This window comes from Ruegeria sp. HKCCA6837 (genome assembly GCF_013034475.1).
Taxonomy (GTDB): Bacteria; Pseudomonadota; Alphaproteobacteria; order Rhodobacterales; family Rhodobacteraceae; genus Ruegeria.
Window position 1 is genome coordinate 40,121 of the sequence record NZ_WQGD01000016.1, and the last position, 14,910, is coordinate 55,030.

The 14,910-nt window shown below is 59.1% G+C and carries 17 protein-coding genes; 5 read left to right on the top strand and 12 right to left on the bottom strand.

The window, feature by feature from the left end:
* Positions 1-47: 47 nt before the first annotated feature.
* Positions 48-1,001: a LuxR family transcriptional regulator gene (locus GOV91_RS18360; RefSeq protein WP_170417956.1), complete on the top strand. Its 954-nt coding sequence runs from the start codon at positions 48-50 to the stop codon at positions 999-1,001.
* Positions 1,002-1,264: 263 nt separating this feature from the next.
* Here GOV91_RS18360 and GOV91_RS18365 read toward each other — a convergent pair whose 3' ends face one another.
* Positions 1,265-1,684: a MerR family transcriptional regulator gene (locus tag GOV91_RS18365; protein WP_170417953.1), complete on the bottom strand. Its 420-nt coding sequence runs from the start codon at positions 1,682-1,684 to the stop codon at positions 1,265-1,267.
* Between the two features lie 145 nt (positions 1,685-1,829).
* Here GOV91_RS18365 and GOV91_RS18370 point away from each other — a divergent pair, with 145 nt between their 5' ends.
* Entirely contained in the window at positions 1,830-2,153 is a 324-nt protein-coding gene (locus tag GOV91_RS18370) for a hypothetical protein (protein WP_170418031.1), read from the top strand.
* A 4-nt stretch (positions 2,154-2,157) separates the two neighbouring features.
* Positions 2,158-2,376 carry a GDCCVxC domain-containing (seleno)protein gene (locus GOV91_RS22755; protein WP_237215937.1) on the top strand — a complete coding sequence of 73 codons (219 nt, stop codon included), beginning with the start codon at positions 2,158-2,160 and terminating at the stop codon, positions 2,374-2,376.
* 211 nt (positions 2,377-2,587) lie between these two features.
* Here GOV91_RS22755 and GOV91_RS18375 read toward each other — a convergent pair whose 3' ends face one another.
* Complete coding sequence (locus GOV91_RS18375) at positions 2,588-3,064, bottom strand: DUF411 domain-containing protein (RefSeq protein ID WP_170417950.1); 477 nt, start codon at positions 3,062-3,064, stop codon at positions 2,588-2,590.
* Between the two features lie 284 nt (positions 3,065-3,348).
* On the bottom strand, positions 3,349-3,762 hold the full coding sequence (locus tag GOV91_RS18380; protein WP_170417943.1) for a heavy metal-responsive transcriptional regulator: 414 nt from the start codon (positions 3,760-3,762) through the stop codon (positions 3,349-3,351).
* Positions 3,763-3,851: 89 nt separating this feature from the next.
* Here GOV91_RS18380 and GOV91_RS18385 point away from each other — a divergent pair, with 89 nt between their 5' ends.
* Positions 3,852-4,880, top strand: coding sequence for a lysylphosphatidylglycerol synthase domain-containing protein (locus GOV91_RS18385; RefSeq protein ID WP_170417940.1), 1,029 nt, complete (start codon positions 3,852-3,854; stop codon positions 4,878-4,880).
* Positions 4,867-6,117 carry an MFS transporter gene (locus tag GOV91_RS18390; RefSeq protein ID WP_170417937.1) on the top strand — a complete coding sequence of 417 codons (1,251 nt, stop codon included), beginning with the start codon at positions 4,867-4,869 and terminating at the stop codon, positions 6,115-6,117. Before GOV91_RS18385 ends, GOV91_RS18390 begins: the two co-directional genes overlap by 14 nt.
* A gap of 292 nt (positions 6,118-6,409) precedes the next feature.
* Here GOV91_RS18390 and petA read toward each other — a convergent pair whose 3' ends face one another.
* From petA to GOV91_RS22760, 9 genes are all read right to left on the bottom strand, one after another.
* Entirely contained in the window at positions 6,410-6,958 is a 549-nt protein-coding gene (petA, locus tag GOV91_RS18395) for a ubiquinol-cytochrome c reductase iron-sulfur subunit (protein ID WP_050605700.1), read from the bottom strand.
* Between the two features lie 325 nt (positions 6,959-7,283).
* Positions 7,284-7,562, bottom strand: a complete 279-nt coding sequence (locus GOV91_RS18400) for a DUF2933 domain-containing protein (RefSeq protein WP_170417934.1) — start codon at positions 7,560-7,562, stop codon at positions 7,284-7,286.
* On the bottom strand, positions 7,559-8,893 hold the full coding sequence (locus tag GOV91_RS18405; protein ID WP_255612171.1) for an APC family permease: 1,335 nt from the start codon (positions 8,891-8,893) through the stop codon (positions 7,559-7,561). Before GOV91_RS18405 ends, GOV91_RS18400 begins: the two co-directional genes overlap by 4 nt.
* Positions 8,890-11,175 carry a copper-translocating P-type ATPase gene (locus tag GOV91_RS18410; RefSeq protein ID WP_170418025.1) on the bottom strand — a complete coding sequence of 762 codons (2,286 nt, stop codon included), beginning with the start codon at positions 11,173-11,175 and terminating at the stop codon, positions 8,890-8,892. Before GOV91_RS18410 ends, GOV91_RS18405 begins: the two co-directional genes overlap by 4 nt.
* Before the next feature lie 132 nt (positions 11,176-11,307).
* The gene (locus GOV91_RS18415) at positions 11,308-12,357 is read right to left on the bottom strand and encodes a YncE family protein (protein WP_170417931.1); all 1,050 of its coding nucleotides are present in this window, start codon (positions 12,355-12,357) and stop codon (positions 11,308-11,310) included.
* Positions 12,358-12,489: 132 nt separating this feature from the next.
* A complete protein-coding gene (locus tag GOV91_RS18420) occupies positions 12,490-12,849 on the bottom strand; it encodes a hypothetical protein (RefSeq protein WP_152460765.1) in 360 nt (119 codons plus the stop codon).
* Between the two features lie 84 nt (positions 12,850-12,933).
* Positions 12,934-13,302: a hypothetical protein gene (locus GOV91_RS18425; RefSeq protein WP_157054266.1), complete on the bottom strand. Its 369-nt coding sequence runs from the start codon at positions 13,300-13,302 to the stop codon at positions 12,934-12,936.
* Positions 13,299-14,021 carry a TVP38/TMEM64 family protein gene (locus GOV91_RS18430; RefSeq protein WP_331252139.1) on the bottom strand — a complete coding sequence of 241 codons (723 nt, stop codon included), beginning with the start codon at positions 14,019-14,021 and terminating at the stop codon, positions 13,299-13,301. The genes GOV91_RS18425 and GOV91_RS18430 overlap by 4 nt, the downstream gene beginning before the upstream one ends.
* Positions 14,022-14,272: 251 nt before the next feature.
* Positions 14,273-14,788, bottom strand: coding sequence for a calcium-binding protein (locus GOV91_RS22760; RefSeq protein WP_170417928.1), 516 nt, complete (start codon positions 14,786-14,788; stop codon positions 14,273-14,275).
* Positions 14,789-14,910 lie beyond the last annotated feature (122 nt).

Genomic DNA, 14,910 nt, shown 5'->3' on the forward strand with positions numbered 1-14,910 from the left:
AGGTTGCTAAGCGGCCTCGACGGCAACGCGGAACAGAAAGACGATCTATGAAAATCGCGGACATTGGCAATTCTGAACTGGATTTCAGGCAGACCGGGGAGGCGCGCCTTCAGGAAATTTGTTCGAGGTTCGGACTGGAGAATGCGTCCTACGCCCATATCGACAAGCATCACAACGTTGTCCACGGCTGCACCACGTTCCCGGCCGAATGGGTCAGGCACTACGTCGACAACGACATGGTCCTGGTCGATCCCCTCATCCGGTTTGGCGCCGCAATGATCGCACCAATTGATTGGGCTGTGTTTGATGATCAGCGTGAACACGCACCGCTATTCGATGCAGCGAGAAAATTTGGTGTGGGTCAGCACGGACTATCCATTCCGGTTATCAATCCGTTTGGGGAGCGTGGTGTCTTTACGGTTACCTCCAACCTGCGCCGATCCGACTGGGACGCCTTGGTCGGGAGTATGCTCCCTGCCCTTCGCCACGAAGCGCAGGTCCTGCATCTACTCGCGCTCGATGTGATTGATACAGTTTTCAACTTTCCTACGGATGCGTTGTCCGATCAGGAGATGGATGTTCTGAAGATGCTCGCATCAGGATTGATCCCATCCGTAGTTGCTGGCCAGACGGGGCTCTCCTCCAGGATGGTGCATGCTTTGACGTCTTCGATCGTCACAAAACTCAAGTGCCGGACAACGGAACAAGCAGTGGCGAGAGCTGTCAGCACAGGTATTCTTAAATGGACCGATTTCTTTGCCGACCCGGTCGCCGAACTTGCGGATGTTGAAGGACAGACCCTTTGCGGCGGGATCGTGCGTTGGTCTGGAAGATCACACGAGTTGATCACCTTTGAAGATGGTCGAACGGTGCGGAACTTGGATAGCTTTCAGGCGGTTCAGGTCCAGGAAATTGCCAAAGACTTCAATCTGGATGCTGAAAGGATCCTCGAAGAACTTGGACCCAACCGGGATCAATGCGTGTGGATCAGGCATCTCTGAGTTCGGCCCACGTGCACCGCTTGATTTGCAAAATTGTGAGCAGGGGCAAGTTTCACATAATTTCACTTATGCTTCCGCAATCTGTAGCCGCAAAGCTCAAATGTCACCCATGAGCAATTCAGGAATGTCACTCTCGCCTGCGATGAGGACAGGCAGAGAGTTCGGGCATGGGGTGGGTAATGATGAGCGAGCCGGATTTGAGCCGCATTGTAGTCTTTCCGCAAACTGAGTTGGCCAGATTCGATCCTTTCCGGGCGTTGCAATTAGGTGTCGTTTATTTTTTCTTTGGCGATAGGCTCGTTGAGCAACGCCGTTAGCAGGGGGCATGAGGCCGTACCCTCGGTGCAGGTCTGCACAAGTTCTGCCAGTGCTTGCTCCAACCGTTGGAGGGCGGCGATTTTTGACCTGACGTTGTCGAGATGTCTTGTTGCGACGTCTTCGACGTCACGACAAGCTTGCTCGGGCGCTTTGGACAATTCGCGAAGTGCGCATGCACCCTGAATGGTAAAGCCAAGATCGCGGCAGCGTTTGATGAATCTGAGCTCGGAGATTTCCCGTTCCGTGTATGCGCGGCGTCCCGAGGCGGTTCGACCGGCTTTCTCGACTATGCCTTCCCGTTCGTAGTAGCGGATCGTCTCGACCGACAGACCGGTCAATCTCGCCGCTTCGCCAATCGCAATCATGTGATGACCTTTCCCTTGAACCTGTAGCTACTACAGGGTGCATGTTGTCGGTCATGATGTCGAATTTCACATACCGCGCGAAGCAAAAATCGAGGAAGTCGAACCGGCTTCCGCTCGAGTTCGTCAAAGCCGGAGAAAGCTGACCATGAGCAAGTTTGTTGGCGCAAGCTTTCTTGGATCGTTTACCGCACTTGGCGTTGCGACCTGCTGCATCTTGCCGATGGCCTTGATTTTGCTTGGCTTGGGAGGGAGCTGGCTGGCCGTATTCGGCAAGATCGCCGCCGCGAGTTATTACGTGCTCGGCGGTTCGACGGCCCTGCTGTTTCTCTCTGGCATCGTCGCGTATCGCCGTGGTTCGCTCGACCGCTTCAAATGGTGGCTGACAGGCAGTTTTGCGTTGACGGCCATCGCTTGGGTTATCGTGCTCAACGAAATCCGAATAAATGATTTCCTGATAACCTTGATGTGACGCCATGAGTGAAAAGCACCCGAACCTTGTCAGCACGATCATCTGCCCGGAATGTGGACATTCAAGGCCTGAAACGATGCCAACAGACGCGTGCCAGTGGTTCTACGAATGCACATCTTGCGGAAAAGTCCTGAAGCCACTTCCCGGCGATTGCTGCGTCTACTGTTCCTACGGATCGGCCCCATGCCCGCCAATTCAGGCGGGCGACAAATGCTGCGGTTGATACGGCGACCGGGATGTCGGTTTTGTCCGCAAAGCCGGTCATCAGGCTTTGCGGACGCAGGTATTTTTTCACCGTAGGCTGGAACTTGCCCGGTAGGACAAGGCAGGCGTGAAGTCACGGATCAACTGGTTTGCCGTGAAGAATGTCACGTAAACCAGGCAGCAGAAGCGAGCGCCGTGTTTGTCAGGATCTTGCCAGCGCCATCGGGAAATTATGCGGCCGGGTAGCTGGCGAACACCTCTGTGGTTCCATCCTTGCGGATCAGAAAGACGTCGAAGGCTTCGCGTTCACTTTCCGGCCCCATGCCCGGTGAGCCGAAAGGCATTCCCGGAACCGACAGTCCGACAGCATTCGGGCGTTCGCCCAGCAGGCGCCGAATGTCAGCGGATGGGACGTGTCCTTCGATCATGTAGCCCTCCACGCGACCCGTGTGGCATGACATCATGCCCTCCGGAATCCCATTGGCGGTTTTGTAAGCGTTCAAGGCCTCCCAAGCACTGTTTTCCACGCCTACTTCAAAACCTTCCGCCCGCATGATTTTGATCCACGATCCGCAGCACCCACAATTCGGATCCTTCAGGACATGGATTGAGGGACCGGTTTTCGCGAAGGCGGGAAGCGCCGCGCTGCACGCAATTGCCGCGGCTCCTTGCATCAAGCGGCGGCGGCTCAGGTTATTCATTGTCATGTTCCCTCTTGGGTAAACTTGTCTTAAACCGATATAAAATCGCACCGGTAGGATAAAAGCTGGACCGCATTTACAGGGCCGACTTGTCCGTCACCCTCCGACACTCATCAGATATGGCTTTCTGGGCGACGCAGGGATTTCTCACAATGATCTGGCGCAAACTCTGCTCGGAAGCGGAACCCTCGCTCTCCTTTTTTCGCTGCACCTGCCGTTCTGGGTCCTGCTTGGCAATAACCCGGTTCGCAAGCAACGCCGCTACCCTCCGTTCAAGGCCGGAATTGCGCCTATTTCTCACTGCTGCGTTCTATGGCGCCCACGATCGAACAGTTCTGAATTCCACCACGCCCCGGACACGCCGCGATCAGCTCGTCCAGATTGTTCCTCAACCGTGCAAGCCCTTCGATCCGTTCCTGAATTTCGTCCCGCTTTTTGCGCGCTCTGGCCTGCATCGCGACGCACTCGGTATTTGGTGCCGTGCGCAACTCCAAAATTTCCGCGATTTCTGCCAGCGAAAATCCGAGCTTCTTAGCGCCGGATATGAATTTCAGCCGCCAAAGCGTGTCACCACCATAGTCCCGCGCGCCGCCGTCAATTGGGCGCGGCGGCTGAGTGACAAGGCCCTTCTTTTCATAAAATCTGATCGTCTCGACGCCTATCCCGGTCTCGCGCGCGGCCTGGCCGATCTTGAGTGGTTGCATCGCGGTCTCCCTCCGTCACCGTCATCTTGACACCGTATCATGATACGGAGGTTAAAACATTGAGGTCTTGGTAGTTGCGAGGATGTCAAATGCGGACCTTCCTGAAACGGTGGCTGCTGCCGATATTCGGCTCCGCCCTGGCGCTCTATCTGGTGTTTGCGCTCTACGGCAGCCTCGATTTTGCGCTGTTTCTGCAGGGCCTGCGCGGAGCCAACATGTTCTGGATCGCGATTCTTGCCGCCACCATCCTGCTGGAGCAGCTGATGAGCGGCTGGAAGTGGCGGCAGATCCTGTTCGACGTGAAACCCGTCGGCACCCTGCGGCTGACGGGGGCGCTACTGGCAGGTTATGGCGCAAATGTCCTTGTCCCGCTCGGCATCAGCCCGCTGGTCCGGGCCTGGCTGGTTGCCCGGCTCGACCGCTTGAAGATGGCGACCGTGCTTGCAACCGCGATCATCGCCCGGTTCCTCGACGGCGTCGTTTTCGCCCTTTTTGCCGGAGCGGTGGCCGCCGCCGGCCAGATTCCACAGATCGAGGGTGACCTGCGGCTGGGATTGAGCGTTGCGGGCCTGTTGAACCTGATGCTTTTCGGCAGCCTGCTTTGGGTTCTGTTCCGGTTCCGCGCGTCACTTCTGAGCGAGGACCCTCTGGTCTGCCGACTCTTCGACTGGGCTGCCGCCCGCATCGGGGCCGATGGCGCGTATCTGCGCACCGCGCTCGGTGAAGGGATCGTCTGGCCACAGGCACGGGCCCGCCGCGTCGCCGCCATTGCCGCAGCCATTGCGGGTAAGCTGGTGGCGACAACCCATTTCCTGTGGGCCGGGCTGGCGGTTGGCGTGGTGCTGAGCGCGTGGGATTACCTGTTCCTGATGGTGTTTGCCGGGTTCGCCATGGTTCTGGGTCGTTTCGTGCGCATCCCGGCGAGCTTTGTCTTTGGGGCGGGGTTCGCGCTCAAGGTGCTTGGCGTTCCGGACGAAACCGCCCTTCTGATGATCCTGTTCAACTATGTGCTGACGATCCTTCTGGTGGTCGGGATCGGCCTGACGGTGTTGTGGCAGAGCGGCATCGACATCCGCCGCGCCCGGGCGGAGGCAGAGGCGGCGAATGGCAAGGCGTAATCCCGAAGACACGAGATTTTGGCGCATCGCCGGTGCTGGTGCGGTGTTTCAGGGCGGGTCGGCGGCGGTGGACAGCGCGACGGTGGTGGCCAGTCTGGTGCATATGCTGACCGGTAGCGCGCTGGCCGTGGGCTATGCCAGCACGGTCCTGCGTCTTGGCTGGCTGCTGCCCCAGTTCGCGGTGGGCTACCTCGCCGAGCGCACCGATCGGCGGATGCCGTTCTACGCCCTTGGTGCCTATGGGCGGGCGATCACGGTCGCGATGATCGGTATTCTTCTGTGGTGGGGGGCCGACTGGCCTCAGGTCGATTGGCCTCCGGTTCCGCTGGCGCTCGGGATGCTGGGATTGTGGACGGTCTATGCCTTTGTCAGCGGCGTGGTCGCGGTGCCCTACAACGACATCGTCGGCCGGGCGATCCCGTCCGAGCGCCGCAGCCGGATGTTGGCCTGGCGCTTTTTCGGCGGCGGTGTTCTGGCGGTTCTGGTGGCGGGCTTTCTGCGACACGCGCTCGACGTGATGCCGCCGCTCAGGGCCTATGCGCTGATCTTCTGGCTCGGCGCGGTGCTGATGATCGTCTCTGCGACGCTTTTTGTCTCCGCGGGTGAGCCCGCTACCGCTGCAAGGGCGCCACGGGACCGTCCTGCCAATCTGTCTGGATTTCTGCGCGAAGGTTTCTCGACGCTGCGGCAGGACCACCGGTTCCGGCTGTTCCTGATCTTCCAATGGCTTGGTGCAGCGACGCTGATGGCGTTGCCGTTCTATGTCGTTGCCGCCAGCCGCAGCGGCCTCGGGGCGGCGGATGTCGGAACGCTGTTGGCGGCGCAGACTGTCGGCGCGCTGGCCTCGAATCCGCTCTGGGGCCACATCGGAGACCAGGCGGGCAAATTGCGCCTGCTGGGGATAGTGGCACTGGTGCGTCTCGGACCTCCGGTGCTGGTTTTGCTGCTTGTGGTCACGGGTTCGGGGCTGACCGGTTTCGCGGTGCTGTTCTTCCTGATCGGCGCGATGATGAACGGGGTGACCATCGGCTATCTCGGCTATTTGCTGGAGATCTCGCCCGACGACCGCCGCCCGGCCTATTCCGCGTGGTTCAACAGCTTTGCGGCCCCGGCGGCGCTGGCGCCGCTTGTGGGCGGTGTGGTGGTCAGCATGATCGCCATCGAAGCCGTGTTCATCGCTGCGATCCTGGCCGCGCTGGGACAGGTCGCGATCGCCGCGCGGCTGACACGGGGTTGAAATAGCACCTTGTTCAGGACCAAAGCGTTTCCTCTCAACCCGCAATTCAGATGCGATCCTGTCAAAAGGCAAGATGGCATGTCTAAACATGGGCGAAGCAGAAAACGTTGAGCGCAGCGATTAGAATTGTTCCGTTCAGAACATGACGGCGAGGTCTCTTCTCGAAAACTCCAGAAAGCGGGGTACATGTCGAATTCCGCCACATAGCATCGCGGCGCTGATCGAGGGATATTCGAGGACTGACAAACGAACTTGGTGAGGCACGCGCCTCTGAACAAAGTTCACCGCGCCGTCACCCAATTTTGACCCGTGTGTCGGTGACGAACTCGTAAGGGGGCAGATCGAGGTTGCGGGGCGCGGGGCCTTTCCGAATTCTGCCAGACGTGTCGTAATGTGAACCGTGACACGGACAGAACCAACCGTCCCAGTCTCCGGTGGGTTCGCTGCCGCCCTGCCCGAGTGGTATGCATCCCAGATGGGTGCAAACGCCAATAACTACCAGCCATTCCGGTCGCTGTACGCGCTCGGCGTCAGGTTGCGGGTCGATCATTGGTGCATCGTCTTCTGCTATCGCCAGCGCGATCCGCTCTTTAGTCCGGTGGTCGATAAAGATCGGCTTGCCTTTCCATTTAACAGTGATCCTCGTTCCTGGTCCGACACCTTCAAGATCTATGTCGACAACGGCTTGGGCGGAGATGTCTGCACTGGGGTTCATGCTGTTAACAAGTGGCCAGACCGCCGCGCCCGTGGCCACGATGGCGGCACCGCCGGTGACGAAGTATAAGAAATCGCGCCGAGTTTCAGGCTCTGAAGGTGCCTGTCTTTCAGAAAATTCAGACATATTGTTCCTCCTGTGCGTCAGGACGGGTTCATCGAATGATAGGACTCGGACGAGGTGGATCAGTCGCCTTGGTCCTCTTCTTCACCGCGATGCCCCATTCCCTATTCATCAGAGTGATCTTCGTCGGTGTCACCGTGCAATGCCTTTACAGTTAGTGCACCGGCCGTCAGGTGCAGTTCAGTTGCTGCTCTCCGAATTGGATTTGCTAACATGGCAATTTCCCTTCCTTATTGGGTTACAAATTTGTTCTGATCAGTTGGCCGTTGCTGCTCCTTGTTGCGCAGTGTTCTTGCCGCAAAGCCGCCAGCCATACAGGGCGCCGTTCTCAGTGTTTGCCGTGGCCGCGATGCATTAAGAAATGCATGCCCACGCAGACCAGCAAGAACAGCAACGGAGAACTGAGCAAAGGATAGAGTGTCTCGCGGTATTCCCAGCCCAGAACAGCGGCGCCCAACGCGATCGCAATGACAACCGGGAGCCAATTACGCTTGGCACCGTTGGCCGTCTGATCTTCGGTTTTGGGCGCTTCGGCCGTTACGTCAGAGCTGACCCTTTCGGTCGTCTCCTGTGTGGCGCGGGTTTCGTCGAAATTTGATTGGGTCATAGCTGATTTGTCTCCTTTTCGATGATCCATTGTTTGAGAAAGATGCGCTCATAGACGAAGACCAAGCCGATGCCAGCAACGGCATATACTACGATCATCGGGTCGGAGCGCAGCTTGAGTATTGTGAACGCGGTCAGGACTACGCAGTCCAGCGCCAGGGCGGTCAGCAAGACCCATCCACGGGCTTTGATCTGACCGCGCAAGCGTCGCCAGACACCCCAATGCACCGCCATGTCCATCACCAGGTAAAAGAACGCCCCCAACGAGGCGATGCGAGACAGGTCGAACAACACCGCAAGCAGGCCCGCAATCACGACCGTGTAGATCAGCGTGTGAGACTGGATGCTGCCCGTCATGCCGAAATGGCTGTGCGGGATCATCTTCATGTCGGTCAGCATCGCCAGCATCCGGGACACAGCGAAAACGCTGGCGATCAGCCCCGAGGCCGTCGCCACCATCGCCAGCGCCACGGTCAGGTAGAACCCGCCCTGCCCCAGCACCGGCCTGGCAGCCTCGGCCAGGGCATAGTCCTGCGCCGCGCGGATTTGCTCGGGCGGCAGGCTGACACCGACGGCAAGGGCGACCAGCAGGTAGACCACCGCGCAGATCGCGATCGAGATCATGATGGTGCGCCCGACATTGCGGTGCGGGTCGACGATCTCGGCCCCGCTGTTGGTGATGGTGGTAAAGCCCTTGAAGGCGAGGATCGACAGGGCTACCGAGGCGACGAACCCCAGCGGCGCGGCCGGTTCCGAGCCCTGAACCTGCCAGGTTCCGCCCGCAGCCCAAAGTGCGGCGATGCCGAATATTGCGATCCCGCCTATCTTGAGCGCCGACATGATGATCGACCACAACCCCACCGACCGGTTGCCCGACCGGTTCACCGCATAGGCAAAGACGATCAGCGCAACAGCGACCAAAGACACCAGCGGTCCGCTCTCGATGTTGAACGGGCGGAGCGCATAGGTCGCGAAAGTACGCGCGACGAGGCTTTCGTTGATCACCATCGACAGTGCCATCAGCAGCGAGGCCGCCGCCGCAACCGCCCCGGGCCCATATGCCTTGGTCAGGATCATGGCGATGCCGCCTGATGAGGGCCAGGCGTTGGACATGGCGATATAGGTATAGGCGCTGAAAACCGTCACCACGGCCCCGACCACGAAGGACAGCGGAAACCATGGCCCCGCCAGCCCGGCGATCTGTCCGGTAAGTGCAAAGATCCCAGCGCCAATCATCACGCCGGTCCCCATGGCGACGGCTCCGGTCAGCGAGATTGATCCGGGCTTCAGCGCGCCACTGGCGCCGTGGGTACTATGCTCGTGCGTGCTCAAATCTTCGCCCCCCGCAATCGCAGCGCATTCAACACCACTGAAATCGATGAAGCACTCATAGCGAAGGCCGCAAACATCGGGCTGATCAGGATGCCGAAAAGCGGGAACAGAAGACCCGCCGCCACCGGAACGCCCGAGGCGTTGTAGATCAGGGCAAAGAATAGGTTTTGCCGGATATTGCGCATGGTAGCGCGGGCCAGCCTACGGGCGCGCACGATGCCATCAAGGCTTCCGTTGACCAGCGTGAAGCCTGCACTTTCGATCGCCACGTCGGCACCGGTCCCCATGGCGATGCCCACATCGGACTGCGCTAACGCGGGTGCGTCGTTCACTCCGTCACCCGCCATGGCGACCTTTGCGCCTTTCTCCTGCAGTTCGCGAATTATGCGGGCCTTGTCCTCGGGCAGTACGTCGGCTCGAATCTCATCGATACCCAGACGTTCGGCCACCGCCTTTGCAGTGCGTTCGTTGTCGCCAGTCGCCATGATGATCCGGAAACCCAGTTCGTGCAGCGCCTTGAGTGCGGCTGGTGTTGTTTCCTTGACCGGGTCGGCGACGCAGACCAACCCCGCCACTGAACCATCAAGCATCACGAACATCACCGTTTCGCCGTCATCCCGACGCGCATTGGCCTTGGCCGTCAGTTCGGCCGCCTCGAGTCCGAGATCGGTGACCAGTTTCAGATTGCCGAGCGCGACGGGGCGGCCATCCACCGTGCCTTTCACGCCTTTACCAGTCACCGCCTCGAAGTCACTGGCGTCGGACAGGGCTACGCCACGTTCCTCGGCTCCTGTGACGATTGCCTCAGCTAACGGGTGCTCCGAGCCCTTCTCCAGCGTTGCGGCCAGCCGCAGCACCTCGACCTCGTCATGGCCAGGTTCGGGTAATACAGCCACAAGCTTTGGCTTGCCCATGGTCAGCGTGCCAGTTTTGTCGACGATCAAAGTATCGATCTTCTCGAACCGCTCCAGCGCTTCGGCATTTTTGATCAGCACTCCGGCCTGCGCCCCGCGCCCCGTGGCCGTCATGATCGACATCGGAGTGGCCAGGCCAAGCGCGCACGGGCAAGCTATGATCAGTACCGACACCGCTGCGATCAAGGCGTAGGAGAGCGCCGGAGCCGGTCCCCAAATTGCCCATGCAATAAAGGCCAGCGCAGCTATACTTATGACCGCCGGTACAAACCAGCCCGCCACTTTGTCAGCGTATTTCTGAATTGGTGCGCGCGAGCGTTGCGCGTTGGCCACCATTTCGACAATCTGGGACAGCATTGTGTCAGAGCCCACTCGGGTTGCTTCGATCACAAGGCTACCGGTGCCGTTGATTGTGGCCCCTGTGACCGGCTCGCCTTGTACCTTTTCGACCGGAACCGGTTCGCCAGAGATCATGCTTTCGTCAACAGATGAGCGCCCTTCGAGTACAATGCCGTCTACTGGCACCTTGTCGCCGGGGCGTACGCGAAGGCGGTCACCTACCTGTACTTCTTCAAGCGGAATTTCCTCTTCACTGCTGTCAGGGCGGATAATGCGGGCGGTCTTTGCGGCCATGTCCAGCAAAGCGCGGATTGCCTTTCCTGTGCCTTCGCGTGCCCGCAGTTCCATCACCTGCCCGAGCAGAACAAGTGTAACGATAACTGCGGCCGCTTCGAAATAGACCCCAACATGGCCTTCTGAATCTCGAAAACCGTCCGGAAATATGTGGGGCATCAATACGGCGACAACGCTGAACAGCCACGCGGCCGAAACCCCCATGGCAATCAACGAGAACATGTTCAGGTTCATGGTGCGAAACGAATTCCACCCTCGTTCCAGAAATGGCCAACCGCACCAAAGAACAACCGGAGTGCCAAGTATCAGTTCAATCCATAGGGTTGTTCGCTCACCAAAAATCTCTCGCACACCAGACAGCCCAACGTAGGGGCCCATCGTGAAAACCAAAAGTGGAAGCGTCAGAATCGCACCTACCCATAGGCGCCGGGTGAAATCCACCAGTTCCGGGTTCGGCCCCTCGTCCACCATCGCCGCGCTTTCCAGCTCCAACCCCATGCCGCAGAGTGGACAGGACCCGGGATGGGTTTGCCGCACCTGCGGATGCATCGGGCAGGTATATACGGGTCCGTCATAGCCTGTCGGAACGATGTCATATTCACCGTTCTCGTCCGTCGCGCCATGATGCGCGGAATGGTGGTGATGCGCATGCGCATCCACCTCGCCCTCGGGCACAAGGTGCATCCCGCATTTGGGACAGTCGCCGGGCCCAGATTGACGCACGTCAGAATGCATGGGGCAGACGTAAGCGACCTCGGTCGGGCCGTTCGCGTGGATTCTGATGTCGTGGTCTTCTGTCATGTTCTGCTCCCTGGTTTAAGCTTTGGTCGTAGAGCCGTTTAATTACGCAATGCCGGGCACAGTCCTTCAGGGCAGAACAACCATCTGGTGGCCCTCACCCAGTATCGGCATTTCGGTAATAGCCGTCAGGCTGACTTGATCGACGATCCAGACCTTCGGTTCGGTTCGGCTTGATACCATCACTTTGCCTGAGTTCGGTATGGTCGTCAGGTGATAAGGTGCCGGTGACAGGTTGGTCGAGCGCTGTTTGCCCGTAGCAAGATCAATCGACAACAACCGGTCGGTGCCTTTGGCGGCCACGAACAGTACGCCCTCGCGGTCGGACAGGCCGATCCCGTGCAACTCGCCTCCAATGTCATAGGTTTCGGTGACAGAACCGCTGGCAAGATCTACGCGGAAGGCCTTGCCACCATCACTGTCGGCTACGAAGGCGGCGCTGCCGGTGGCGTTAAGTACAAGATGCTCAGGGCCTTCGCCGACGGGCATGTTGCGTACGACGAAGCCTTTGACGACATCCACTTCGCTAAGTGTACCATTGCCGGTATTGGTGACATAGACCCTGTCGCCGTCAGGCGCGAATACCGCATAGTTGGGCATTGGCCCGGTTGCTACGAAACCAAGGAAGCTGAGCTTATCGAGATCGACGATCGAAATACCGTCACCGCCCGGATGGGTCGCCACCGCGAACCGCCCGTCGGGCGACACCGCAGTGTGATGCACCGCACCTGGAACCTCGATCTGGCGGACGACCTCGCGTGTTTCCGCATCAAGGATCGTCAGCAGGCTCCGCCCCTTGTCTTTGGGCAACGCAGTGACATCGCGCTTGGCGTGGTGCGCAGCGTGTTCATCCTTGGACATACCTTCGGGTTTTGGTGGCGTTGTGGCCTCGGTTTCTGCGTAGCTGCCCGCGACCAGGTACTTAAAGCCGGGCGCGCCGGCCAGCCCATGGACCGCCACGAGCCTCGGCAGCCGCTCGACGGTCTTGCCGGTTTCGGAGTCGATCACCAGAACCGAGTCCGCGCTGCCTTCGGGAATGAACACGGTTGCCGCCAGCGTGAGCGAAGGCGCAGTCAAAGCTGCGACGGACAGGCCTGCGGCCAGATTGAACAGGGTCATTTAGGTTTCCTTTCGTCAACTGAAACGCGCGCATTGGCGGGCACGTGCAGAAAAATCCGGTAGATGACGGCCATCAGGAAGGGCGTCAAAAGCAGGGTCAGAGCGATGGCCTTCATGGCTTTGTCCTTTCAATCAGTTGAGTTTTGTGCGAGCCGCAAAGACATTGAACAGTCCGCCGAACAGCAACGCGGCGTACCAGCCGTAGAGAAACGCCCATAACAGTCCCAACAGGAATGAGGGCAGGCTGAGCCAAGTCATTCCGGGCATCAGGCCGATCCAAGCCCGGTACATGGCAAAACTTGGAAAGATCAGGTCAAAGGCCACGCACAGCAGGTAGGTTGCGGCCAGAAACAGGCTGAGCGCCCAGCCAAGGGTTGTCACCGGAACACCGGGATGATGTTCTTGTGTCCCCATCACACAGGGGCCACAGGTCAGGCGCAACAGTGCGAATAGCACCACGCCCGTGACGAAAAAGTACAGAATGGTAAGCATGGTAAGTGTCCTGAACTGAGTTGGGCCGCAATCAACGGCTTGGGCAAGACCCCGGAGCGATTCCGGAGCCATTGCCGGTCACGTTCAGGACAGGTTTGGCGGATGTGGTAGTGGTGCGACCGGCAGGCTTGCGCGTGGCCGGAACCGTTCTGGCGCCACGGGCGTAGCAATACGCATCGAGAGCAATTCAGGTGCCGCCATAACTGCCATCGCATAGCAGCCCGGGTGCACTGAGCAGTCTAATTCTTCTGATGGATGAGACGCGGGATACCCACCGCTGTCATCGATCACAAGCTCGGCCTGGGTGGCGGCCTTCGCGATGTCATGCCCGGCATGGGACGGCACAACAGAGATCAGCATCGAAACCACCAACGCACAGATCAACAGGACCTGCAGCCGGCCCATGGCTCGGGCCGTCCGTGTCGCAGTTGATATCCATTGTGCGCGGATCACTTAGGGTTTCCTCCATTCTCCAACAGTTTAGGGCCGCTTGGACCGGTCGCATTGATCTGGCTCAATTCGTGGTCTGAAGAGCCAACAGGCATCTTGCGTTTCCAAGCCAACCAGATAAGTGGCGCCCCCGTCAACAGCCCAAGCCCGATAACCGCAAGGCTGGTGCCGCCTGTCGCGGTTTCGGTAATCTGGCTGCCCAGATGGGCCAGAACGAAACTGGCCGGCAGGAGTCCAGCCAAGGTGGCCAGTGCGAACCGCCAAAATTGAAGTCGGGTCAGACCGGCGGCATAGCTGACCATGTCGAAAGAAACGAAAGGCATCAGGCGGCTGGTGAACACGGTCAACATCAGGGCATTCTGCGATCCAAGCAACCCCAAGTCCAGCTTGTCGCCGAACCACTGGCGCAGCGCGTCGCGCCCCAACCAACGGGCTATCAGGAACGCCAGCAGCGCCCCCAACTCCGCTCCGATAGCAACCAATGCGGTTCCCAGCCCATGCCCATATGCCACCCCGGCAGCGACAGCGATCGGAGCGCTGGGGATTGGGCTGGCAACCACTGCGGCTGTCATGAAGCCGATGATGACAACGGGTCCGAACGGGCCGGCCCAATCCACCCACGCAGTAATGACTTCGCGCGATAGTCCTGCGTCCAACGCGCCAGACAGCCACAACCAGATGGTGGCGATCAGCAACGCGATCAAAACCGCGATGAAAACCAAACGGCTATTGCTGTGCAGGCCCTCCAGCTTTCGTTCCTCCTATGACATAGCCCTCCACCCCTAAACGGGAGTGACGGATTCCGAGGTCACTTAGCGATGTATTTGATCAGCGCTACGATCGCCAGAACGATCAACACTGCGATCAGCAACATCCAGATCATTCCAAACCCCATTCCAGCGCCATAGCCCATCATCGCTTTGTTCCTCAGTGGTTTGTGCCGAGTGCGATGACCCGGCTACACGGTTGCGTTTCAGTTGTTGGTTTCAGAAGCCTTTGTCACAGGTTTCGAGGCCTTCATGCCGTGTTTCGGCGACATCGTCTTTGCGCCTTTCTCGATTTCCCCTGTGGTCACAACGCCATCGCCATTGGCATCAAGATGCTGAAATCGGTCCACCATGGTTTCGCGGATCATCCCGGAATGCAGCGCTTCGAACTCATCAATCGACAGGTTGCCATCTCCATTGACGTCATGCGCCTGCATCCGGGCCTTCAGACCTTCGGCGATCTCAGATTCGCTCGGGCGACCGTCCTCGTCCATGTCCAGAACCGCCAGCCAGTTGCCGCCCATCATCTGGCCATGCATTTTCACCATCATTTGCATCATGCCTGCGTGATCGCCCATCATGCCGCCGGGCGCACCCTGCATCATGCCGCCCTCATGGCCCTGCATCTGCGCGCTGCTGCCATGCTGACCGGCGGCAAGCGCGGGCAGCGCCATCAAAGTCGCGGCAATGGCTCCAGCGGCCAGCGTGAAGGTACGTTTCATGACTTTCACCTCTCGGGTTTTTGTTTCTACACAAAGCATATGGCCGCCCTCGGTCGCGCCACCACCCCCCTGCTCAACCCGGTTTGTATCGTTGTGTCGCAGCCCGCCCAACTGATACAAAG